General features: G+C 44.2%; 24 protein-coding genes. 11 read left to right on the plus strand and 13 right to left on the minus strand.

All coding sequences use genetic code 11. The annotated features are described in order from the left end of the window. Positions 1-178: 178 nt before the first annotated feature. The 6 genes from ACJJIQ_RS11350 to ACJJIQ_RS11375 all read right to left on the minus strand — a co-directional run bounded on the left by ACJJIQ_RS11350 (position 179) and on the right by ACJJIQ_RS11375 (position 4,919). The gene (locus ACJJIQ_RS11350; protein ID WP_445359894.1) at positions 179-646 is read right to left on the minus strand and encodes a NosD domain-containing protein; all 468 of its coding nucleotides are present in this window, start codon (positions 644-646) and stop codon (positions 179-181) included. Then, positions 613-1,035, minus strand: a complete 423-nt coding sequence (locus ACJJIQ_RS11355) for a hypothetical protein (RefSeq protein ID WP_445364655.1) — start codon at positions 1,033-1,035, stop codon at positions 613-615. The genes ACJJIQ_RS11350 and ACJJIQ_RS11355 overlap by 34 nt, the downstream gene beginning before the upstream one ends. A 660-nt stretch (positions 1,036-1,695) precedes the next feature. Beyond that, a complete protein-coding gene (locus ACJJIQ_RS11360; protein ID WP_445364656.1) occupies positions 1,696-2,154 on the minus strand; it encodes a cupin domain-containing protein in 459 nt (152 codons plus the stop codon). A 170-nt stretch (positions 2,155-2,324) separates the two neighbouring features. Beyond that, a complete protein-coding gene (locus tag ACJJIQ_RS11365) occupies positions 2,325-3,161 on the minus strand; it encodes a right-handed parallel beta-helix repeat-containing protein (RefSeq protein WP_445364657.1) in 837 nt (278 codons plus the stop codon). Positions 3,162-3,445: 284 nt separating this feature from the next. Continuing rightward, a complete protein-coding gene (locus tag ACJJIQ_RS11370; RefSeq protein WP_444917609.1) occupies positions 3,446-4,219 on the minus strand; it encodes a class I SAM-dependent methyltransferase in 774 nt (257 codons plus the stop codon). A 271-nt stretch (positions 4,220-4,490) separates the two neighbouring features. Further along, positions 4,491-4,919 (minus strand): winged helix-turn-helix transcriptional regulator, encoded by a 429-nt coding sequence (locus ACJJIQ_RS11375; protein ID WP_445364658.1) that lies wholly within the window; start codon positions 4,917-4,919, stop codon positions 4,491-4,493. Between the two features lie 104 nt (positions 4,920-5,023). Here ACJJIQ_RS11375 and ACJJIQ_RS11380 point away from each other — a divergent pair, with 104 nt between their 5' ends. Continuing rightward, complete coding sequence (locus ACJJIQ_RS11380) at positions 5,024-5,947, plus strand: alpha/beta fold hydrolase (protein WP_445364659.1); 924 nt, start codon at positions 5,024-5,026, stop codon at positions 5,945-5,947. Between the two features lie 130 nt (positions 5,948-6,077). Here the strand turns inward: ACJJIQ_RS11380 and ACJJIQ_RS11385 are convergent, their stop codons facing one another. The 4 genes from ACJJIQ_RS11385 to ACJJIQ_RS11400 form a co-directional block, all read right to left on the minus strand. Next, positions 6,078-7,001, minus strand: a complete 924-nt coding sequence (locus ACJJIQ_RS11385; RefSeq protein ID WP_445364660.1) for a DMT family transporter — start codon at positions 6,999-7,001, stop codon at positions 6,078-6,080. Positions 7,002-7,146: 145 nt separating this feature from the next. Further along, complete coding sequence (locus ACJJIQ_RS11390) at positions 7,147-8,070, minus strand: haloalkane dehalogenase (RefSeq protein ID WP_445364661.1); 924 nt, start codon at positions 8,068-8,070, stop codon at positions 7,147-7,149. 506 nt (positions 8,071-8,576) lie between these two features. Beyond that, positions 8,577-9,188: a CHAP domain-containing protein gene (locus tag ACJJIQ_RS11395; RefSeq protein WP_444912716.1), complete on the minus strand. Its 612-nt coding sequence runs from the start codon at positions 9,186-9,188 to the stop codon at positions 8,577-8,579. 468 nt (positions 9,189-9,656) lie between these two features. Continuing rightward, on the minus strand, positions 9,657-11,939 hold the full coding sequence (locus ACJJIQ_RS11400) for a TonB-dependent receptor (protein WP_445364662.1): 2,283 nt from the start codon (positions 11,937-11,939) through the stop codon (positions 9,657-9,659). Positions 11,940-12,325: 386 nt separating this feature from the next. Between ACJJIQ_RS11400 and ACJJIQ_RS11405 the strand changes: the two genes are divergently transcribed. The 7 genes from ACJJIQ_RS11405 (at position 12,326) to ACJJIQ_RS11435 (ending at position 17,582) form a co-directional block, all read left to right on the plus strand. Further along, on the plus strand, positions 12,326-12,682 hold the full coding sequence (locus tag ACJJIQ_RS11405; protein ID WP_413665280.1) for a hypothetical protein: 357 nt from the start codon (positions 12,326-12,328) through the stop codon (positions 12,680-12,682). A 367-nt stretch (positions 12,683-13,049) separates the two neighbouring features. After that, positions 13,050-13,412 (plus strand): phytanoyl-CoA dioxygenase family protein, encoded by a 363-nt coding sequence (locus ACJJIQ_RS11410; protein WP_444957329.1) that lies wholly within the window; start codon positions 13,050-13,052, stop codon positions 13,410-13,412. A gap of 182 nt (positions 13,413-13,594) precedes the next feature. Next, positions 13,595-13,939 (plus strand): ArsR/SmtB family transcription factor, encoded by a 345-nt coding sequence (locus tag ACJJIQ_RS11415; RefSeq protein ID WP_413665278.1) that lies wholly within the window; start codon positions 13,595-13,597, stop codon positions 13,937-13,939. 285 nt (positions 13,940-14,224) lie between these two features. After that, entirely contained in the window at positions 14,225-15,658 is a 1,434-nt protein-coding gene (locus ACJJIQ_RS11420) for a hypothetical protein (protein WP_445364663.1), read from the plus strand. Positions 15,659-15,870: 212 nt separating this feature from the next. After that, positions 15,871-16,095: a hypothetical protein gene (locus ACJJIQ_RS11425; protein ID WP_445364664.1), complete on the plus strand. Its 225-nt coding sequence runs from the start codon at positions 15,871-15,873 to the stop codon at positions 16,093-16,095. Between the two features lie 270 nt (positions 16,096-16,365). Next, the gene (locus ACJJIQ_RS11430; RefSeq protein ID WP_445364665.1) at positions 16,366-16,839 is read left to right on the plus strand and encodes a hypothetical protein; all 474 of its coding nucleotides are present in this window, start codon (positions 16,366-16,368) and stop codon (positions 16,837-16,839) included. After that, positions 16,749-17,582: a phytanoyl-CoA dioxygenase family protein gene (locus tag ACJJIQ_RS11435; RefSeq protein ID WP_445364666.1), complete on the plus strand. Its 834-nt coding sequence runs from the start codon at positions 16,749-16,751 to the stop codon at positions 17,580-17,582. The genes ACJJIQ_RS11430 and ACJJIQ_RS11435 overlap by 91 nt, the downstream gene beginning before the upstream one ends. A gap of 8 nt (positions 17,583-17,590) precedes the next feature. Here the strand turns inward: ACJJIQ_RS11435 and ACJJIQ_RS11440 are convergent, their stop codons facing one another. After that, positions 17,591-18,667 (minus strand): FAD-dependent oxidoreductase, encoded by a 1,077-nt coding sequence (locus ACJJIQ_RS11440; protein WP_445364667.1) that lies wholly within the window; start codon positions 18,665-18,667, stop codon positions 17,591-17,593. Positions 18,668-18,793: 126 nt separating this feature from the next. Between ACJJIQ_RS11440 and ACJJIQ_RS11445 the strand changes: the two genes are divergently transcribed. The 3 genes from ACJJIQ_RS11445 (at position 18,794) to ACJJIQ_RS11455 (ending at position 20,662) form a co-directional block, all read left to right on the plus strand. Next, the gene (locus ACJJIQ_RS11445) at positions 18,794-19,426 is read left to right on the plus strand and encodes a LysE family translocator (protein ID WP_444927450.1); all 633 of its coding nucleotides are present in this window, start codon (positions 18,794-18,796) and stop codon (positions 19,424-19,426) included. 86 nt (positions 19,427-19,512) lie between these two features. Further along, a complete protein-coding gene (locus ACJJIQ_RS11450; protein ID WP_444927449.1) occupies positions 19,513-20,259 on the plus strand; it encodes a metallophosphoesterase family protein in 747 nt (248 codons plus the stop codon). Positions 20,260-20,305: 46 nt separating this feature from the next. Further along, entirely contained in the window at positions 20,306-20,662 is a 357-nt protein-coding gene (locus ACJJIQ_RS11455; protein ID WP_413665269.1) for a DUF4870 domain-containing protein, read from the plus strand. A gap of 104 nt (positions 20,663-20,766) precedes the next feature. Here ACJJIQ_RS11455 and ACJJIQ_RS11460 read toward each other — a convergent pair whose 3' ends face one another. Both ACJJIQ_RS11460 and ACJJIQ_RS11465 read right to left on the minus strand, forming a co-directional pair. After that, a complete protein-coding gene (locus ACJJIQ_RS11460) occupies positions 20,767-21,537 on the minus strand; it encodes a zinc-dependent metalloprotease family protein (RefSeq protein ID WP_444905681.1) in 771 nt (256 codons plus the stop codon). Positions 21,538-21,769: 232 nt separating this feature from the next. Next, a complete protein-coding gene (locus tag ACJJIQ_RS11465; protein ID WP_444905682.1) occupies positions 21,770-22,447 on the minus strand; it encodes a protease inhibitor BamI-like protein in 678 nt (225 codons plus the stop codon). Between the last annotated feature and the right edge of the window lie 61 nt (positions 22,448-22,508).

Consider the following 22,508-nt stretch of genomic DNA (forward strand, 5'->3'; position numbering starts at 1 on the left):
CTGAGATAAGCACAAGAGTGAAAGCCTATTTATAGAGCAAGTATTTAGCTCCGATAGAGTCTTTCTACCAAATTGCTATTCCATTATTAATAGCTAAAGGCTGCTACTCCTCTACAACTTACATATTGCTTTGGAGATGTAAAAAGTAGCAGCCATACTGATTAGAGACATTCAACCTCTAATTTTCAAAGCAAGCGCCCTCAACAGCATCAGCCGTATTCCCAACCCAAGAGTTCACACATGGAAAGTTGTTATCGCCAAGGTCCGCATTATTATTGTTAGTCGCTTTATTACTAACAATGGTATTGCCTTCTTGACCGTCATCACAAACAAAAGTATCTCCCGGTAAATAAACACCAGTTGCAGTATTAGTAATTTCCACTCCATTGCCTTCTACAACAGTTTGCGAGATAACATTACTATCACTACAAACAATCACTCCATACTGTTCAAAACCAGATACCATATTCGACAAAATATAAGAGCTGTCCGCACCCACTTGAAGAATTACCCCCCAGGCTCCACTAGCACTGGTAGATGTAGATACTTCATTTGCAATAAGTGTAGAATTACTGCCGTTTATAGCTACTCCAATTTCCGTAGTTTCAGAAATTACCGAGTTAGACAATGTATTATTGTCTGACACAAAACGGCATTGCCCTCAAAGGCTATACCTGTCACCGTATGCGCCCCGTTTCCGATTGCCCCTACACCGAACCCACAACCTTGCACCTTGCCATTTGATAAAGCTCCGCCAGTGACAACAGCTCCAGTGCCATCTAGAAATACCCCATCAACATCAAAATCACACTCAATAGTAAATCCATTTAAATCAAGATAACCACCAGGTCCGACGACCGTCAGTGCAAGGTCAAACGCTGATGAACAAGACAAATCCTCCGTGAGAACTTCAGCTGTAGTAATGACATCACCACAGGAGACATCAGCCTTTGCACCGTAGGATGTAATCAATACACATCCTGTAAACAACATACGAATCAAACCTGAAGGCCGTTTGATGTATCTACCTTTCATAAAATCTCCTCAAACGAAATTATAAATGCCCACCTATAAAGTAGACCTAACCCATATTGGTCTAAATTTGAGAATCAACCATGAGAAATTATTCTCAACGAAAAAGTTATCAGCTTAAGGGGCCTTACTTCGCCTGATAAAACGGGGGGGGGGTATTCTTTAGTTACCAGGGAATCAGCAATACCAGCAACTATTAAGGAGCCTCTGAATAACTCCGTAATGCCTCTGCGGGTCTTGAAGGCTGCAGATGTTAGGCGCAGCTCGCCGCGAATGGCCGTAGCCCTTGGCAAGAGCTGCAACGCAGCAGCTGTGGCCTTCAAGGCCCGCCCTTCGGGGCTTGCAGAGCGATTCACACTCCGCGTTGCGACTTCTTGAAAGGTCTAGACATTCCTGCGAAGCCGCGCCTTGATTGTGAACCGCTCTGCATGCCAGAGGTATCACGGAGTTATTCAGAGGCTCCTTAAATACATTGCTATCACGGCAATACTTGGCTCAGTGAAACAGCACAACTTTCATCATAAGTGCCAGTTATATTTTGAAACCAGCATTTAGACAAGAAGGTTGTTTTCATGCCCTGGGCATCAGCAGGAAACAACTCCAAGCTAAAATAACATTGCCACTCGATACTATTAGATAATCTAGTGGCAGATCGATAAAATCCTATTGTTCAATAAATCTTACCAGGGAGGGATCTATCTTGCAGATATAACCTGTTATTGGATCTTCAACATCAATCAATTTAAAGTCACAAAACTCGAACCCAGGACCCACCGAACAACCCACAAGCACAGGGCCTGAAATTGGCTCTGCAGCCTGCCAAGCGCCAGCAGGAACAACACAGCAAAATGTATTATTCTCTGCAGAAATTTCAATCTTTTGCAAACAGCTATCCTCCTCAGTCCAAATATAGAGAAACAAGCCGTCCCCCTGATATAAGTTCCAAATTTCATCAGATTCGACCCGGTGAAATTTCGACACTTCACCTTTCTGTAGGGAGAAGTAAATATGCGTCAATGCGCTTCGCCTCTGCCCATCCCCTCTTGTTACTATTGAGTTCGACTTAAACACCTGAAGAAACTTCCCGCCTTCAGGGTGATTAATTAAGTTATCAGGCTTCATGGATTAATCAGCACCTTGTAATCAGAGTTAGAAATATGTCTAATATTACATTACCACATAATGCATCAGTGAAATTTAATCCTTATAGAACAACAAGCAAAATGGTTGAGCGGATACGAATTGAACACAGGCTCACCCAGATTACTTTAGGATGAGCCTTGCAGGCAGCTCTAATTTAAGCAGCTGGGGTTAGCAGTAGTAAAAGTGTTTCCACGCCAGACATTAATATTACTACATGCATTTGCATTTAGATCCTCCAAGTCAAAATCAGTATTTCCCTTGGATGTGTTGTTGAGAATAAAGTTAAAAAACTGATTAGCTGCTTCCATATAGATACCCACTGAACCATTCATCTCAGAGGTGTTCTGGCTATAATTCCCAAAGCTGGAATCAGCAATATAGATCCCATATCGATTATTATCATATATATAATTTTGGGCTAAACTTGGGGCATCACCATCCAACTGAATCCCATCTAGTAAGTTACTTTCGATAATATTTGAGATCAAGGTATTTCTTAGCCCCGTAACTAATATACCAGTATTACCATTACCATTAGCACTTGAATTAGTAATTAGATTAAAGTCGCTCGATACCGCCAACCCTACAAAGTCATTATTGTTAGCAGAAATATTGGTTACATTATGAAATCCATCACCAGCCAATCTAACCCCTGTCTGGCAGAATGATATAGTACCTGCGCCCTCCAAGTACCCCACAAGACCGACAACATCTATGCCTATTGCAGAATTATTGTCACAAGTAATGGTATGACCATTCATATCCAGGCCACCAGTTGGACCAACAATGGTTATCGCGATATTATCTGTACATACCAAATCATCATCCAAAACTTCTCGGGTGTTAATGGTATCACCACAATCAACCGCCGATGCAAGCCCGGATATTAGCAAGCAAAAAGCACCTGCAAAGATAGATAAAGTACACTTCATACCTTGTAATTGCCATATAGCCATCTTACTACCCTCTACAAAATCAGTTAACAATGACCTACTCCTGAACAGAGTGTGATCCAGCTTGCTAAAAGGGCTATAAGAAATTTCTCTTAAAGAAATGGCAACTAAGTACGGAATCTAAACATCTGTGAATGGTAATTAGTGGCTATCTACGCCAATTAGACAAAACGCAAGAAAGCAGTGTTGGATATGAAGCCAGAGGGCCTTTACATGGGAAGTTTAAGGGGGCGGCACTCATTACCCTCCTTTTCCCTCCCCTAAAAAAAATCTGCGCAAATCTACTGCCAGCCTGATTACTATTATTGCTCTTTGTCTCAAGTAACTTTGACACCTTTAATAGTATAAATTAGCGGAATCTCATGTCCTTTAAAAGACAGGTAGTATTTCCCCTTCTCACGCTCCTCCATGCCATCAAAACAGTTGTAAGGACTATACGGGTATTCTTTTAGTTGAGCGATTTGAATACCATATTTTAATAATGCACTCACAACATCGCTAATCGGATGTGACCAGGTGGCTAGGGTAGACTTGTCACCCCGATCATTCTCTGTATAGGTACCCTGCTCTTCAATATCTGGATCGGCTCGATGAAAGTATGTGTAACCAGAGAAAATATCATAAAATGGATGAAATTCTGCGATGTAGAAAGTCCCCCCCGGCTTTAAGCATTGAGCAACAACTGATGCCCATCGTTCAATATCCGGCAACCAACAGAGTGCGCCGTAGGAAGTAAAGACGACATCAAATTCTTTATTGTTTGACTCTCCAAAACTGTAGATATCATTGCAGATAAACTCTCCATGTAAACCTGAGCGGTCAGAAAGAGCCTGTGCTTCAGTAATAGCTACAGAAGAAATATCAACTCCCGTCACCTTCGCCCCCAATCGAGCCCAAGATAAGGTATCCAAGCCAAAGTGACACTGTAAGTGAAGTAAACTTTTTCCAGACACACTACCTATATCTGAAAGCTCGACTTCATTTAAAGTAGATTTTCCGCTTAGAAATCCATCAATATTATAAAATTCAGACTTAACATGAATACGGGTACGGCTATCCCAGGAGTGTCGGTTAATTTCAAAAAAATCCATGACTCACCTTCTAATTACTTATATTTATCGATTCTATTCAATTATCAAGGGTAAGAAATTTAAATTTACTTGTAAGTCCTATTCCGTTATTCCTCAAGTTCAAGAAAACTAAGATTGCCAATCATTCTAACTATATATTTACAGTAATGCTTCAGCTACAAAAGGCTCTATTGAACTAAATTGCAAGTACAAATCATGATTTACTATAAAGCAGGCCAAGAATCTTTGAGAAAAGCCCTAAATGGGGACAATAGAAGATAGAATCCTCAATCTACGATTGATTATCCTCATCATATCTTAGGCGCGCTTTACGAATCTCGGGATGATGTTCATCTGCCCAAGAGACTAACTTCCACACAGCTGCAGATAACCCCCTTCCCAGGTCAGTTAATTCATACTCCACTTTAACTGGAACCTGCGCAAAGACAGTACGGAGTACAAAACCATCGCGCTCTAAGTCGCGCAGGGTTTGCGTCAACATTCGCTGTGAAATCCCTTCAATGCGCGACTTCAGGGAGTTGAATCGATCTGGACCATCAACAAGGGCAAACAATATCAGGATGGACCACTTGTCACCAATTTGAGCTACCACATTGCGAACGGGACATTCATCATCATTCACAAACACGCGTCTCTCACTATTTTTATTCTGCTTCCCCACCCTTCCACTCCATAGGTTATCAAAAAGTAACTTAACCACTTAATAGTGCCTTATTGGCAACCAACTCTCAAGTGAGTAACCTAGTATAAATAAGTAACTTAACCCGAAATCACCTATAGACCCATATAGATATATACCCTGTTATGACCCAAGCTCTCTTAAACAAGGCCCTCACCCAATACGCCTCCAATAGACCCTCAACCGCTGACGATATATTTACACCGCAGTTTGTCTCTGTAGGGAAATTTAACATTCGCTTTCTACGCAAGGAAAAACCTCAGGCTCCCAGCCTACTACTGCTGAATGGTCTACCCCAAAGTATTCGCATGTGGGAGTCATCCATTGAAGCATTTAGTGAAAAGTTTGATGTGCTAGCCTTTGATATCCCAGGATTTGGCTTATCAAAAGCAGAGGAAGGAGATATGTCTCCAAGCAGCCTGAGCGAAGCCCTTGTTCAAATAATGAACCATTTTGGCATCAAGCAGGCCCACCTGGTAGGGCCGGATGTGGGGGTGCCTATTGCTTTAGCGGCCGTTATTAACCACCCTCAACGATTCTTGAGTCTCAATATCTTTGACGGCCCAGGCACCTTCCCTCCAAAACTCTCTCCTATTCTTATGGCCGTTGTCAGATCTCGAATGGTTCGCTGGATAGCAAAAGGCTTAAACAAGAAGTCAGTAATGAAAACCAACTTCCTGACTGCCGTCAAAGACGGCTATCACAACTACAAACCCAGCAAACGAGCTATCCAAGAGTACTATGACATAGCCTTTAATAGTGATAGTCACAAGTGCGCCATCAGTTTCTTTGGAAGCTATTCGAAAGAGCTTCCATGGATTGAGAAAAATCTGAATGACATTAAGGTTCCGACATTGATCACCTGGGGAAAGAGAGATCCATTTGTTTTAGTGGATAATGCAACTGCCTTATCCAAGCATATCCCCAATAGCAAGCTAGTTATATTTGACAACGCATCTCACTTCTCATCGGAAGATGCAGGACAAGAGTATGTTGACTTGATAATCAATTGGGTAGATGGCGGCTTCCTTGAGCATCGTGACGCATGAGTTTTTAAATATTCTAAGAACAGATACCTAATCACTAACTGAATTCAAGGTGGCGTTAAACAATTTCGCCACCGATATATTAATGGGGCTCAACTACCATCATTAGAGCGCCCTTTATCAAATTGGTTTTTTAACTCATTAACTTTGACTCTGATTCAGCATCATCCTTCCCCTTTTTGGCCTTAATCTGTGAAACACCAATCAATGCGCGGCCTAGGTCTGAAGCATAAAATCCCGCAGCCAATATTACGAAGGCGCCAAACAATGTAATTCCATCAGGCAGATCTCCGAAGATTACAAAGCCAATAACAATAGCCCAAAATAGTAAAGCGTAACTAAAGGGCTGCAAAATAGAAGCTGGAGTAAGTGCCAGTGCCTTAATCAGTAAATAGTGGCCCATTGCACCTAAGAGCCCATTTAAAATCAACAATTGCCACCCTGATACTGTCGGCTCTACCCAATAAAATGGTGCTAAGCTTCCAAAAATAATAAGACCCATGGTCGCGGTATAGAAAACGGTTGTATCGGCACTATCAAAGTGTGAAACACGGCGTGAAAGCACTTGATATGCGGCCCATAGGATAGCTCCCAAGATGGGGATCAAGGTTTGCCAACCCATCATTCCCATTCCAGGCCTAATGATAATAAGGGCACCTATAAATCCAGCCGCAACACTTACCCAGCTCCTTGTATCTATCCCCTCCCCTAAAAACCATCCAGCCATTAATATTGCGAATAATGGGGCTGTCGCAGCTATAGCATGCACATCAGCCAAAGACATCATACTAAAAGCAAAAACAAATACTGACACCTCAAGGGCGAGAACAATAGAGCGGGCTAATTGAGTGCCAAATATTTTACTTCGCACTAACTCCAAGCTCCCTTTGAGTCTCGCCAAGCTTATAACGATGAAGAAAAATATTGCGAAACGAATCGCCATTATTTGAACGATAGAATAGTTCTGGATGAGTAGCTTACCTGTCGCATCCATACCAGCCAAACAGAGCATTGCCAAAATAGTCAGAATAATTCCACGACTGCCTTTAAACTTCACTTTAAACTCTCTAATAAAGACTACAGATTCTATAAACAGAGCCACCGATTATAAATTAGTTATGAAATGTAAGAGCAGTCTGAATGCCTTAGACTACCTGAGAAGAGAATGCCGGAATATAACTTATCCCGGCACTAGTACGCTCTTAATTTTCAGTTACTGTAGAGGAAAGCTTGAAGTGGCTGAGAGCCTTTTCAGCAATCTCTTTACCATATTCCTGCACAAAGTGGCCCGCCTCTGCTATTTTGAGAGGCTCGGGGCAGTTTTTGATGGTTCCCCTCAGCAACTCCATCACTTTCTCACCAAGTACAAAGTCCCTCATTCCAATCGCCATAAAGCTCTCACCACCCCAGCTCCTAGACCAGAATTCTCGAGCCCTTACCCCTAGCTCTGCTCCCTCCATACCTGGATCAACCGGTACAATTGACGGGAATCGACGAACGCCAGCCTTATAGCGGTTGTCTGGAAAAGGCGCATCATAGGCTACTATATCGAATAAATTGACCTCAGATTGAGCATCATTGGCAATGAGCCCTCCCACAGGGATTTCAGGTACATTGACAGAGAAATTCCGCCAGTGGTAGAACCCCTCTGATGCACCATCCCCTGCTGCGATAGCCGTATTCATTACCAGTAATCGGGTAAATCTATCCGGCATATCCATTGGAAGTGTCAATCCCAGAAGTCCACCCCAATCCTGACAAACCAGCGTAATATTCTTAAGATCCAAATGCTCAATCAAACGCATCAGGCTGTTACGATGGAAGTTAAAAGTGTACACATCTTCATTGACGGGCTTATCTGAGCGACCAAATCCAAACAAATCTGGAGCAATTACCCGGTGTCCTGCCTCAGCAAAAACTGGGATCATTTTCCGATATAAGTAACCCCAACTGGGCTCCCCATGGAGGCAAAGAAAGGTGGTATCCGAATCCTGCTCCCCCTCATCGATATATGCCATACGCATAGAATCATAGCCTTCCAGGCTATCAATATAGTTAGGAGTATACGGAAAACCCGGTAGTAGGGAAAAGCGCTCCTCAGGAGTTCTCAATCGTTCAATAGACATCGGCAACCCTCTTTTAGTTGAAAGTTAAGTAAGCGCCTTACCCCTGAAAAGCTAGATCAGTGGGAATCCAAAGATCATCCATTGTGGTGCTTTTATCGGTGCTTCATATCTGAAAAGGTAACTGTAGAAAAATACCTATTATCCTACTAGATAATAAGGATAAATATGCTCCTAAAACATGGCATGATCTCTAATTTTTACATTTAGAAACCTTATTAGGCGCCAGATCACTTAAATTACCCCATAATGCCAATCTGGCAAGTCTGAAACCATTGGGCTAAGTACAACCGACCCTGTCAAAGCCGATTAATCAAACTTCTTACCATTAAAAACATGTTAGATGTATTGAAATACCCATCTGGATGTATGCTGTCTACCAGCAATACGTCTCAATTATCAGTGAACAGGAGTTGGAGCCTAGGAGAAATTAGGCTACAAAAATCACTGGGATGCATATATCACTGTAAGAACAATATCTCTCATGACTATGAACCATGGACAAAACCTCAATACACTTTACCAAAGCCCGCCAAGATCCAGCCCCTTTTCACTGGAGAATCCATTTCTACCTCCCTGGCGAACAGGGTTTTGGGTGCTGACTCCATGATTTTATACCCCCTATTATCAACATAAGTAACTAAAGCAACATGGGCAATATATCCTTTTTCAGTCTTTCTATAAAAAACCAAATCCCCCAACTGCGGCTTATAAGATGCTGGTTTCAAAGATTGAATTGACTGGAAATAGGAATATAGATTTCTTGCTCGGCGATGGAAAAATGGATTCTCTGGATTATTACCATTTCGAGCATCATAAAAATTTGGATTTTCTACAAAACTATCTCTCAATAAGACCTGAAATGAATATCCAGCCATTCCGTAAGCGATATTAGGTACATCACTACAGACAATAAATCCAAGTTTCCCTCCTATATTATTATACATCCCCATCAGTGGATCATAAGGCGTAAACCAAAGAGAATATGCATTATCGACAACCAGATTAACATTTGGAAGGCCATGATGATTGGTAAAACTTCTTTCCCCCTTATAGGTAGAAAAATAGACGAGCAGTGGTATTGCCAAAACAACAACAAGAAAGCCAATAAATTTTTTCATATTACCAAAAATGTACCAACCCAAAATCACTAATACATATGAAACATTACTAAACTAATAATAGGTGGGGGAAAAGAGTACAGCTAACAAACCCTTACGCCACCTTAATGCCACTTTTTAGTCCGAACGTCAACATACAGCTAGCAATAGGAATTTGGGTAACTGCTCATAACTTAATAGAACTATCTCCCACTGCCAAATTAAATTTGTATATGAACGTTAAGGTTTCACACCTGCAATGACCTTAGGGCTCTCAACCTCGACTCTAATTTCGCTTCATGAAAGCAGTTTAACCACATACTTTATTGGGGAGCCTCCGGAAGGATTTGGGTTAGACCACAAAGATCGAAGCTCCATTATTTGTATGGATTTGAAAATAGATTGTAGTTAAATTTTTCAGGCAATAAAAAAGCCGCACACTGGAGAAGTATGCGGCAAAGCTTGGAAGCCTATGGGAGAGGCATGAGGTTAAAAATCGTACGCGAAGCTAAGCTTGATATTGCGCGGTAAGATGTAGCGGACATTAGACGCTAGCGGATCGCGGGGATCACCTTCGGTGATACCATCTTCATCAGTTAAGTTGTCCACAGCCAACTGAACAGTAATATCATTGATATAGGCCACTGCACCCAGATCAACTTTTGTATAGGCTGGCAAAGTTACTTCATTGTTGCTTCCATTAAAGCGATCACCTACCCGACTGATATCGGTATACACAGCCATATCAATGTCATTCAGTGTGAAATCATAATTCTGGCTCAGGCGCACCTGGTATTCAGGCTGACGCATAACCTGGTTGCCTTCATATTCACCACTCGTGATTTCTGGCTTTTGCAGGGTAGTATTTAACCCAAAGGTGAAATCTCCCCAGTGAACTTTACCGTCCAATTCGAGACCAAGCGCCTCAGTCTCTAAACGAGTACAGGTACTGCTGCCAATGATACAGTCAGGCATGCCCTGGGTTTCGTTGTAGAACAGAGTCGCAAAGAGGGAATAATCTTGCTCCTGCAATTTATAACCCAGTTCGTATTGGTCAATGTCGATTACAAGGTCAGACCCAGCAATGAAGCTATCACCGAACTCACGATAGTTGTCAAAGTCTGCGAACTTAAAGCCGGAGTTTATACGGAAGAAAGTGCCCATATTTTCGGCAAAGGCCCAGTCCACTGCGGCAGTATAAGCAGTGCCATCTTCGTCCGCTTTATAAGTGGTAAAATTGCCGTCTCGCTCACCATGATCCACGGAGTAATTGGTTTTGCGGTTTGCGGAACGCACGCCCAGATCGAAGGTAAAGTCCCCTAAGTAGAACTCTCCGGCGAGATAAAGCGCGTTTTCACGGGCATCACCCACGGCATCCACATCATATTTCCAATCACAAGTGGAAATATCTGCGGATGTATTACAAGCGAGATCACCAGTTAGCTCAGAGCCATCAGCAGTTCCTGTGATCAGCTCCCCATCTTGACCCAGTACGTAGTATTTCTGGTTACCCAGGGACCACCATTCATCAACTTCCCAGCTTGAGGTGTAATAACCGGCTGTTACTTTAAAGTTATCCCACTCTTTTGCCAGGCTAATGTCATTTGTCGTAGCCTCGATATCTTTGCGTACTACCCAGGCACCAAACTGCTGTACCACAGTATCGCCACTAAGTTCGTTTCCAGAGGCGGTTACTACTGCTTGATCAGTAAGAGAATTCAGCGATACAGGCGCACCATTAGGAACAAAACCCAAAGTATCAGCGTTACCTGCTGTAAGTCCAAAGCGTTCGGTGAGACTCCAACCATCCCCCAGGTCTAGCTCCAGATAAGCACCGGCTACATTGCCATTCCAGCCGCGCCCTTCGCCCATATCGAAAGTTTCCCAGGTGGTTTCTGAGCCGCCATTACCGTCAGCCTGAGTAATAGGTACAGAAACCTTGCGATTACTGGGGCCTACCTGGGTGTAATCTGTTTCCAGAAATGCAGCATTGGGCAAATACCAGGTACCAGTATCTTTTGTATCCCGGATGTAAAAACCCGCTTTGCCGTTATCCATCTCTTTGGTGATGTGCAGGGTAAATTGATGCCCTTCTTCCGCATCAAAACCCGCATCACGAATGCCAGGGGAGGAAGATACGTAGCCTCCAACCATGTAGTACACATCATCCGAAACCTTACCGGTCATCACGGCATCGGTCCGCTGCAGATCATAGTCAGATAAAGTGTACTTAAATCGCCCCTCAGTCTCTTCAGTACCTTCTTTTAAGATAAAGTTGGTAGTCAGACCTGGCTGGCCATTGGAGAAAACCGGATTGGGTCCACCGCGCAGAGCTTCCACTCGCTGAATAGTTTCATCGACACGAAATAGAGAAGAGTTTTCTAAAAATGAGAGTGTTGGCGCTGGATACAGAGGCAATCCGTTCATGGATACCGTGACAAAGGGTGCATCACTACCGCCAGGGAAACCGCGAACATCGATATTTGCCCCAGAAACACCGCCAGAGCTCTCAACCCACAGGCCTGGAACGGACTTCAACAGGTCTGCAGTACTTGAAGGAGAGGCTTTGCTAATCTCATCATCACTTAAAGTTGTGATAGAAAAGCTGGCATCCAGCTTACGCATGCCTGCACCGCCAGGGGTGCCTGTTGTGATGACTTCCTCCATCACCATATCGTTTTCAGGGCTAATTTCTTGGGCTGCGGCATAGCCGCAAAGACCAACGGAGAGCGCGGCCATGGATACGGCCTGCGCCAATGGTTTCTTGCTCATCAACTCTTCCCTCTCGTCGTCATTCTTATCTGTTCTGATACTTCGGTGCTATTTTTATAAAGCTTTATGCAATCGATTGCATAAAGAGTTGCTAAACGCTACTTGATGCACCGTGCTTTAACTATAATGCGCAAATGCAATCGATTGCAAATTGAATTGATGGCTAGATTTGAGTGACTAGTCATCCGTAAGGCCATCGCAGATCAAGATTTGAGGGGTAGGGGCAGGTTTTCTGCCATTGATAGAAGATCATATTTGGAAACTACACCCGGATGTTCTTAGATTTAGTATGCAGGGCTGTCCAAATGTGGCGCCAAATTATTGATTCTAGAAGCATTCGGCGACGAGTGGTTCCATGCAAGTGCCAAGCGGCCGGGAGAGTTATCGTGGAAAAAGGCAAGTGCCAACAGGCGGAGCATCATTCACATACACATAATAGCCACTGTGGCCACACAGCCATTCGCCACGGGGACCATATCTGCTACCTCCATGACGGCCACCTACACCATCCCCACAAAGACCACTACGACGAGCACGTCTTGGAAGTAAGCATCCAAAACCCGGAGGGTTGCCACCCTGTTACAGGGGGCTACGACAGCTCCCATGTCCACGGCAAAAACTGTGGCCATGAGCAGGTTCCCCACGGAGATCATGTTGACTACCTGGTTAACGGGCGACTTCACCATGTTCATGGTGATCACTGTGATGACCATGGACCGGTCGAATTGGCTAAACATCAGTAAGCCTGCTAGCCAAAACTTGGCGAGGCCAAGATTTATAGCAATCCAAAGTTACCTGGGCGCCGATCACATAAGCTGAGATTTTATTTCTACTAACGGCGCCCTTTCATGTTCAGATCGCGTTTTAGCTGCTCTCTATGCCTATGCCGTTAATCCAACTGCTTCGAATTTGAGACTCAGATCAACTCATTAACACTAAAGACTTTTGCATTAAAAACTCCTGAAATAAAAATCTCTGGGCAACCTAAATGAAAGCCCCACCGAAGAGAAAGCAAAGTACATTGGCCAACCTGTTTTCTAGCGCTGAAGACGAAAAGGAGTTGCCAAGCAATTCCTTTTTGGCGAGATCTTTCAAAAAGGGGCCATCCTTTTGTTCAACGCAAGGGGAATTATTAAAGAAGATCTCTTTGCTGATCTGGAGGTAAAAGATCTGGAAGTGAAAGCCGGTAAATGCCTTATTTTCTCACCCCTAAATATGCACACATCCTATGCAAACACATCAAAAGATAAATCTCGATTTTCGTTTGCCAGGAGGTATACAGCTAATTACATAAAAGTTGTTCCTTATGGCAAAGACAACATTTCAACCATGGTGGGCTTGCTGGAATTCACATTGCCCAAAGTAGGTAATTTTCAGGTGTTTGGCAAAGATTCTTACGGCTACAATGAAATTCTGGATGATAATGAGTCTACTTCAGAATCGGTGTTACCCCTTCTACTATGGGGCAATTAGCAGTAAAAGCGTTATTTCGGTAAGTTTGGTAATATAGTTTAAAGAAATATAAGTAATGTAGCTTCCTCTCAATATCCTAAGAAACTAGTGGCAGCACTAGCTTGAGCAGACCCCCACACGCCACTTTATCTTTAGCACTAAACTGTATATATTTCGACGAATATAGAACTTATGACCAAATCATGATGGAAATCGAAGAAGTAGCCAAATCGCTTAAAGAGCTGGGACACCCAACCCGCTTGTTGATCTACAAAAAAGTAGTCAAAGCTGGCCTACCGGGTATTCCTGTAGGCAACATCCAGGAGCAGTTGGATATCCCCGGATCAACCCTTTCCCACCATATTTCCAGTCTGATTTCGGCGGGATTGATCTTCCAGCGGCGTGAGAGCCGAACCCTGTTCTGCGTAGCCGAATATCAGCACTTAACTGAGGTTATTCAGTTTTTACAAGATGAATGCTGTCATGATGATTTCAATACACCGATAAAGTGTCCTGATATCAAGTGTGCGGTACCGGATCAGCACTGAACAATGTCGCTCCTGCTTTGGGCGACCTCTATCGATGACGTCCGAACTTTCCTCTCTTCACCCCGATAGGTACATGTAGGCCCTAAATTCTGCATTAAGTACCGCTAGAATGACCATTCACAGCAATAGCCAGCTTTAGTTGGCTCCCTTCCCTTGATACCTTTCTTAGAGACCTCGGAAATAACTCGAACACACACCTTTACTTAACCTCAACATTTCCATTATTCTAGAAATACGGCGCATTCTAAATTGTGTGCCCCAGTATGCAAAGGCCAGAGGAAACCCATGAATAAGAGCCATCCAAACGCCATTCAGGCAGCCAATGAAGCGGTAGAGTGGGGGCTTGCCCATGGCTTGGCTTTCAAATCTAGTCGTGGCTCAGCGAGCCATGTGCCTTTTAGCCTTACCCCAAGTACTATCGCCCTGGAACGGTTTGAGACGTTAAAGAAAGCAGTACCCCTATTGGGAAAGCTGATCCATCAAATCTCAGAAGATCACCAATTTCTTCACGAAGCTATCAGGCCTGTTGCACATGGAGACCCGTTTTTCGGTGCCTTACTCGCCATGCATGGCCAAATAAAAAATGCGCCCCGCCTCCCCCTCCTGATTATGAGAAGTGACTTTATGGACGATGTGAGCCAAGGACCAAAGCTCATTGAGTTCAATGGAATCGCAGCAGGAATGGGGCCCTTCGGGCAGCGTATTTACGAGTTGCACCAATTCATCCGCTCGCAAAGTCCTGAGACCTATTCCGATTGGTCCAATACTTCGAACGGCCAACCTATAGAGAACCCAGCAATTGAGCGACTCTCCCAAGGCCTTGCCGATGCGACAAGAGCCATCAAAAGCGAATTTGGAGATGGTGGCAACCCAACATTTCTAATGGTGATACAGGAATATGAAGACAATGTTTTCGACCAACACCTTCTTGAATATGCCTTAGCTGAAAAAGGCATACGTACGGTACGACAGACCTTTCGCGAACTCAAAGCGGGCCTGGTAACAGGCCCCAACAATAGGCTCCTGCTGCAAGGAATCGGCCCTGTAGATTGCGTGTATTTACGAGCCGGCTACAACTACTGTGATTATGTCGCCAAAGACCTGGATAGCGAGCGCTGCTGTGAAACACTGATGCAATCGCGAATTTTGCTTGAGAGCCACCGGATCGCAATTAATGCAACCGTAAGCCAACAACTGGCTACCAGCAAGCGTGTACAAATGATCCTTTCGTCCATGTCAGTAGAAATGCTAACCGGATTCAATGTATCCCAGGATGAAGCGGTTTTAATCAAGTCATTACTTGGCGAGATGCAACCAATTTCATCAGAGACGATAGAATGGTTCAGTCAGCAGAACGCCTCTAAGTGGGTGCTCAAAAATCAGGGAGAAGGCGGCGGGCACTGTGTCTTTGGCCAGGATATCAAGCTGAAACTCAAACAGCTCTCAGTAGACGAATACCCTGCCTGGGCACTAATGCCACGCTTGAGCCCGCCCCCTAGAAGCAATCCCGCCCTGGTAGTCAGAGACTCTGAATTATATTTAGTAGGCGATTTAATCAGTGAAATAGGTATGTTTACGGTTCATTTCAATGGTCAACCAGCTACTTCAGAACAAGGTTTTGCCGGCTACTTAGTTCGAAGTAAATCCTCTCAGGAAATGGAGGGTGGCGTGCACAGTGGCAAGGGCGTTTTAGATTCACTGATATCCAATGTCGCCTGACAACATCACAAGCATTCCGTAAAAGGATCTCTTGGTACCATAAATCACACTTCAAAGCGGATGAAAATACATTAACAAAACCTATTATGGCTATTCGTTACATGATATAGATCATATTGTAGAGGCGCCTAAGGTCCTTGCTCCAATGATAGAACCAAACCACCACTCATGTAGCTCGATGAAAGCACATGGCGCTGAGGAACTATCCCATCATGATAAGGGATTATATTGCTGGTATTAAATCCTATGGTCGGGCACCTACTTTCCTAATGCTGACGGGATATGAGCAGGTTCGCTCTATTGCAGATGAGCTGGCAGGAAATTATCAAGCTGCTCGCAGGCTGGAGTTGAATTTTCTTGGGGATGACACCAGTATCTGCCAGAAAAATGAAAACCGTGTTTGTGCTAAAGAATCAGCAGCATCAAACTGCTGCTAGTAACACAGAATGCCCCAACAGGTCCTAAATTTGGCAATCAATAATCCTAGCAATTGATTGCCAAGACCTGGGCCAACAATACCCCCCTTTCTCCCATAGATCATGTCGTATTCCTCGACCTAGGATACACTTCAAACTATTGCGCCAACAGGCGGTTCAGTAATTGCCTAGTATTACATAATGAAGAACTCCATCCCAAAAAGGTTCGCGACAGTTTCAATACTGTCCCAATATGTTTGCTGACAACCTCTTAACAACGGGAATAAATCGGTGAGTGATACACTGAGAAAAATGTTCAGAGGAATGAGCAATCTGGCGGACATGGCCAACTTTCCGATCTCAAAGATTCAGCATCTCAAAATATTAGCTGGCGTCACAACAATTCTACTTTATCGAGTATTCATCCTACCCTGGCAGAAAGCTAAAAGGCAAAAGCTACTAGAAACACTTGATCAGCTAAAAGACCTAAAACTAAACCTACCAAGAAAATGGTCCAATACCGAGAGGAAAGACAACTTTTTTCTCAACGAAGAAGATTTCTCGTTTTTTGAGAAAAATGGCTATCTTCCCCCATTTCAGGCAATTAACAAAATCGAAGCAGAACAATTGAAGAACCTTGCACAAGATGAGTATGAAAATGATTTTCAGGGTGTTTGCTATTTAGGCGAAAAAATTCGCCGAGTAGAAAAAAACATGGGCGCTGGGCTGTTGGGCAAGCAGGGTTATACCAAGCATTACGATTAAAGCCTTTTCGAGACCTTATGCGGACACCAAAAATATCTCATCGCCTAGCAAGTCTACTAGGAAATGAAGTTCTATGCTGGCGGAGTCAGTTTTTTCATAAGGTCCCAGGGGAAGACAATACCCCCCGGCACCAAAATACAACTTTCAGGGAGGCCGGAAAGTTTGCAAAACTGCATCCCACAAAAGCAACCGATCCAGCAGTTATCCAGCTCAATGCCTGGGTTGCCCTTTCAGATTCGACTCCAGAAAATGGATGCTTACGAATATTGCCAGGCTCTTTTATAGATGCCAGGATCGACCACCTATACAATTTTACCCCCAACAATAAAATTTTTTACTTAGCTCTTTTACCAGCATCTCCAAGCTATTTATATAATGCTGTAAAAATTGCATTTTACGGCAGGCTCTTTAATAAAAGCGCTCTTGTCTTACTTAGCTCTCTAAAATTAATTGGAGAGGATTTTCTTGATCAATTTAAGGTAGTAGACCTAGAGATGAAGGCCGGAGAATGCTCAATTTTTTCATCATTGAACTTACATGCCTCCTATTCCAATACCAGCGATGATAGCGGAAGATTTTCCTTTGTAGGAAGATGTACCGCCAACCACGTGAAAGTAGCGCCCTACGGAAAAGATTTGTACTCTACCTATGAAGGGCTTATTGAATATGATATTCCCGACGTCAGCACTTTCCAGGTCTACGGCAATGATACCTATGGCTACAACAAAATCCTTAAGGAGTAACCAACCTCTTAGAGCTTTGTCAGGTTTTGGATATAGGCATGTCGCACTACAGGGAACGTTACAATAAGCTTTGCCAGAATACGAACCAACTCTATATTCACCCAGGTATTTGAACTAATAATTCGTCTAATAATTTCCGTCTTCCGGATAGTCGCCGCGCCTATTTTATGCCTCTCATCAGAATAACTATCTACTGTGCCGTTTATAATGGCATCAACCGCAGCTATCGCATCGGCAATACCTAGGTTCATACCTTTACCACCTACCGGAGAATGGCAGTGAGCGGCATCTCCCACTAAAAGTACGCGTTGGGAGCGATAACTTTTCGCCTGGCGAATGGAAATTTGAAAACTACCGGAGCGGCGGATATTACTGATGTTTAACGGTTGATGTAAGGCTGCTAATGCATCTGGCTGGGTAGCAACTACTCTTAATCGCTGCTTCCCCATGGGCAAAACAATCGTAAATTGATTGCCGGGCTTCTGAATATCTACACTAATCAAGTCAGGGTCACACTTCTCCTCTGTGTCCACATCAGCAACCCCCCAGGGTTGCGGCAAATCTATACCCGGAAAGGGAATGCCCAGCTTTTCACGAATTGTTGAATGAACTCCGTCAGCAGCAATTAACCAGTCAAAGCATTCGACACTACCGTCAGACAGGGTAGCTTCCACTCTGTGCTCACTAGAGTCCACCTCAGTAGCGGCAATACCGTATTCAACTACAACACCCTGCGTGAGCAGAGCGTCCTTCAAGATCTCCTCAGTGCGATTTTGCGGTAACCCAAAGCCCACATACTCTTTATATGCATCGCCCCGGTTGTCCAAAAATAACAGCGGCCTACCCGCTTGAAGATATTGAACTTTGCAGAGTCGCATCGCCTCAGAGACCAAATTATCTGAAACACCAACCTTAAGAAGGCGCCTGATGGTGCAGGGAAAAATACCGACTGCCCGAGAGAGTTCACTGGGCTTGCTACGGCGTTCAACTATTCGGCATTTGATTCCATAGAAAGACAAAGCACAAGCTGCCGCCAACCCTGTTGGGCCCGCACCAACCACTAACACCCGGTCTATATGGCTCACTGGTAGTGTTGCACTCTGTCGTTGAACTCACGTCTATTGTAGAAGCCCGGGAAAAAGCAAGGCACGGCCATCATAGAAGTAAACACACCTGCTGTGATAAAATCGCAATTTCAAGGCACCCCTCATATGATCGACCTCAGTATTTTACCCGCCTTCTTGATCGCAGCGATTGTTCTAGCGGCCTCCCCTGGTCCTGACTTACTGTTAATATCTGCTTACTCTTCGGCTCGCGGATTTACTGCTGGAGTAATGATCTCGCTGGGCATTTTTACTGCTGGGATAGTGCAAACGGCGCTAGTTGCTCTCGGACTCGGACATATCATGCAGACGATGCCTCTGGTGGCAATGGTAGTAAAACTGGTGGGAGCCGTATATTTAGCTTGGCTTGGATTGTCACTCCTTCGCAATTGGCGTTCAAATAAAGTGGCACAAAATAACCAACCAGATACCGTGGCACTGTCGGCAGCACAGCTGATGGCCCGAGGCTTGCTCAACAACCTAATGAACCCCAAAGCCCTACTTTTCTTTAGCCTTTTCCTGCCTCAATTTACCGTGTCATCCCAGGCAATCACGACCCAAATCCTTGTATTGGGCGTACTCTTAAGCATTACAGCGCTGGCTTTTAACACCCTGGTATCCCTATCGTTTAGCAAGCTGGGAAAATCTCTTGCTAGACAGGCCAATATTCAGCGGCACCTGGATGGCTTTCTTGGAGTTATTTTCCTCGGCTTGGCCTCTCGCCTGGCTTTTGACCGCTGATTTTTATAGTTTTATGGACGACAGGAAGCTTTCTGTGAAAATATAGCGGCAGTCAAAGTACTTTCAGCAGTCCAGCGGAGAGCTCAATGCGAATAGCGGTCCTGTCTGACATCCATAGCAATGTTTATGCCCTCGATGCCATTGTTACTGATCTAAAAAAGAGAGGCGCCGATCTAACGGTGAACCTGGGTGATATTTTATATGGTCCTATTGCGCCACGACTCACCTATGAACGCTTAATGGAGCAAGGTTACACGACAATTCGCGGTAATCAGGACCGGCAAATATATGAAGCCACATCTACCGAAATAGAAAGCAACCCAACCCTGCAATTTATTCTGAAAGACCTTGGTGTTAAACCACTATTATGGATGAAGCAGTTACCACCCAGCTTACAAATCACCGATGAAGTCTTTCTTTGCCATGGAACACCCAGTAGTGACCTCATATATCTGCTGGAAGATACCAGCAGCGGCCGCCCCCAGATACGTTCCAACCATGAAATCCTCAACCTCCTTGGAAAGATTTCCTCAAAAGTCATTCTATGTGGGCATACACATCAACCCCGCTGTGTCTCTGTCGGTAGTGGCCAGCTGGTCGTAAATCCAGGCAGCGTTGGGCTACCGGCTTACACTGACAGTGAACCGCAACCCCATATAATGGAAACCTTTAGCCCCCATGCGAGTTACGCCCTGATAGAGAGAAGCAAAAATGGAGCCTGGAGCGCAGAATTTTTTAAGGTAAGTTATGATACAGATAAAGCTGTTAAAGCTGCTATTGCGCAAGGGAGAGATGACTGGGGTTTCTATCTGTCAACCGGACGAGCTAGCTAGGTAAGTCAGCTTACACAGGACATTGAATCAAAAGGAAAGTCGCCAAATGGAAGATTATCGCCCTTGGGATATGGAACTAAATACCTTCCTAATGTTGCTTCATCTAAGTCAATTGGCTTGGGTCGTGATTCCTGGTGCTGGTTTTGTTTTACCCATTATTATGTGGGCGACAACAAGGGACCGCTCTCAAGAAATTGACAAACACGGCAAGATGATATTCAACTGGATGTTAAGCTTACTTATCTATTCTATTATTTCCGCCATACTGATATTTTTTATTATCGGTATTTTTGGGCTGATTGCATTAGCAATAATCAATGTTATATTTATTGTGATTGGTGCAATCCGGGCTAATGAAGGCCAATTCTGGCGCTACCCACTCAGTATTCGATTTTTTGGTTAAATACTAAACCGTACCTTCCAGATAGAAAATCGGGAGAGCACCTCCCGATTTCCTTTGGCTATAAGCCAGTAATCTCTATATTACTTTCAGCAGATTAGCGCCGATTAGTAGTAACCAGAGAGATCATCGGTGATAGGACCGAGAGCGCGGTAAGCGTTAGAAACGTCTACGCCGTTTGAGCGCTCACCACAGGCCAAGCCACCACACTCATACCAGTCAGGATCAGAGAACCAATCGTACTGGGTAACGTTTTCGCCGTATCTCCAAGGGTAAGCCATGATGGTAGAGAACTTGTTGTCTACACCGTGACCCATACCGTAAGAGTAAACGCCACCAGAGGTATCACCCTGCTTGGTTGAGTGAACCAGACCCATATTGTGGCCCAGCTCGTGAACGAAGGTGTTATAACCACAGTCAACGCCAGTTACGCTGTAAGCACGCTCTTTTGCGCTGGAGTACATGGTGCCATTGCTACCCTGTCCAACCCAGGCAATACCACAGGTAATGTAAGTATTGCCGTCGATTACGGTTTCTTCAGCTTTACCCAGGAAAACCACCATATCCGCCTTTTCAGAGGATCGCCAGTTATTCACAGTGTTGTGGAAGGTAATCAGGTCCAGGGTCTCTTCGTTTACACGAAAATCTGAACTGGAAGCTTGCCAGGTGTCTACCAGGTTCAACTGGATATCAACACCATTCCTTGAAAAGGAATTGTTGGCATAGCTGATATAGTTATCGATTTTGGCTGAGATATCACCGGTATACTCCGCAGCTGGTGCAGTGTACATAATAGCGATATCGACAGTATCGGCACTCGCAGCGCCAGAAACGGTCAGTGCTGCAATAGCAGCAGCCAGGCTTTTCTTCAGGTTCATTATAAGACTCCTTTTATTATAATAAGTAGTGCACACTCCTCCCCCAGCAATTAAATAAAATTGCTGCCCAAAGGAGTAACAATACGCTTTTAATACCCTGACTCGATCAAAAAGCTATCCCTAGCCTTTTAACCGCCTGAGGAGACGAGCCCCCGGTATCTGCAGGATTTTCTTGGGCCTTCCTTTGCCTGACTATTAACTCAAAGCATAATTACATTGAATCAATTTCTTCTTATTTGAAGTCGTTTAGCGGAACATCGTCATCCGACCAGGTCTTTTCACGAGGTGCTTCCGAGGACATATCCTTATCGTGTTTCTCTACGTGGTTTTTAATTAATGCACCATTAGGCGCTATCCACGCATAACTACCCTGAGCTTCCATAGTATATGATCCGGAAGGTAAGTTTAGTTGTGCATAAACAGAATTTGCTCCGAGCGTAAAAGTTGCGCCATGCAGGCGAGTCATCCCCGGAAAATTTAATTGTAGGCTTTTGTTGCCGCTGGCATGCTCTTCGATACTGCCAACCTGAGCATCGTAATCACCTTCAATACCTGGCAAGTCAATGTCGACGTAATCACCAACAGTGAGATTCCGGAGCATATCAATATCCAGCTCGAGATAGGTTTCACCATTGAGATCTACGGGTAGGCGACCATTTTCATGAAGAGCTTCCCTGGCCAGCTCTGACTCAACCCAAAGTGCTTTTTCTTCATCACTTTCGAGGAGCTCCTCTTCACCCACCTGAACCTCCTCAGGTTTAAGCGGCTCTGCTTTTTGAGCAGATTTACTGATAGCTGGCTTGGGCTTTTCTAGCTCAGCGACTGGTTTTTGACCTTCAGATTGGCTTTTGGCCCAAACGAAATACCCTGCTGCCACTGCAATGGCGACGAGAGGAATTATTTTTCTCACAAGCTTTTCTCTCAAAATAATGCTACGTGCAACGGCAAAGCACGTCCTATCGACAGCTTAA

This window comes from Microbulbifer maximicatervae (SeqCode) (assembly GCF_052468295.1).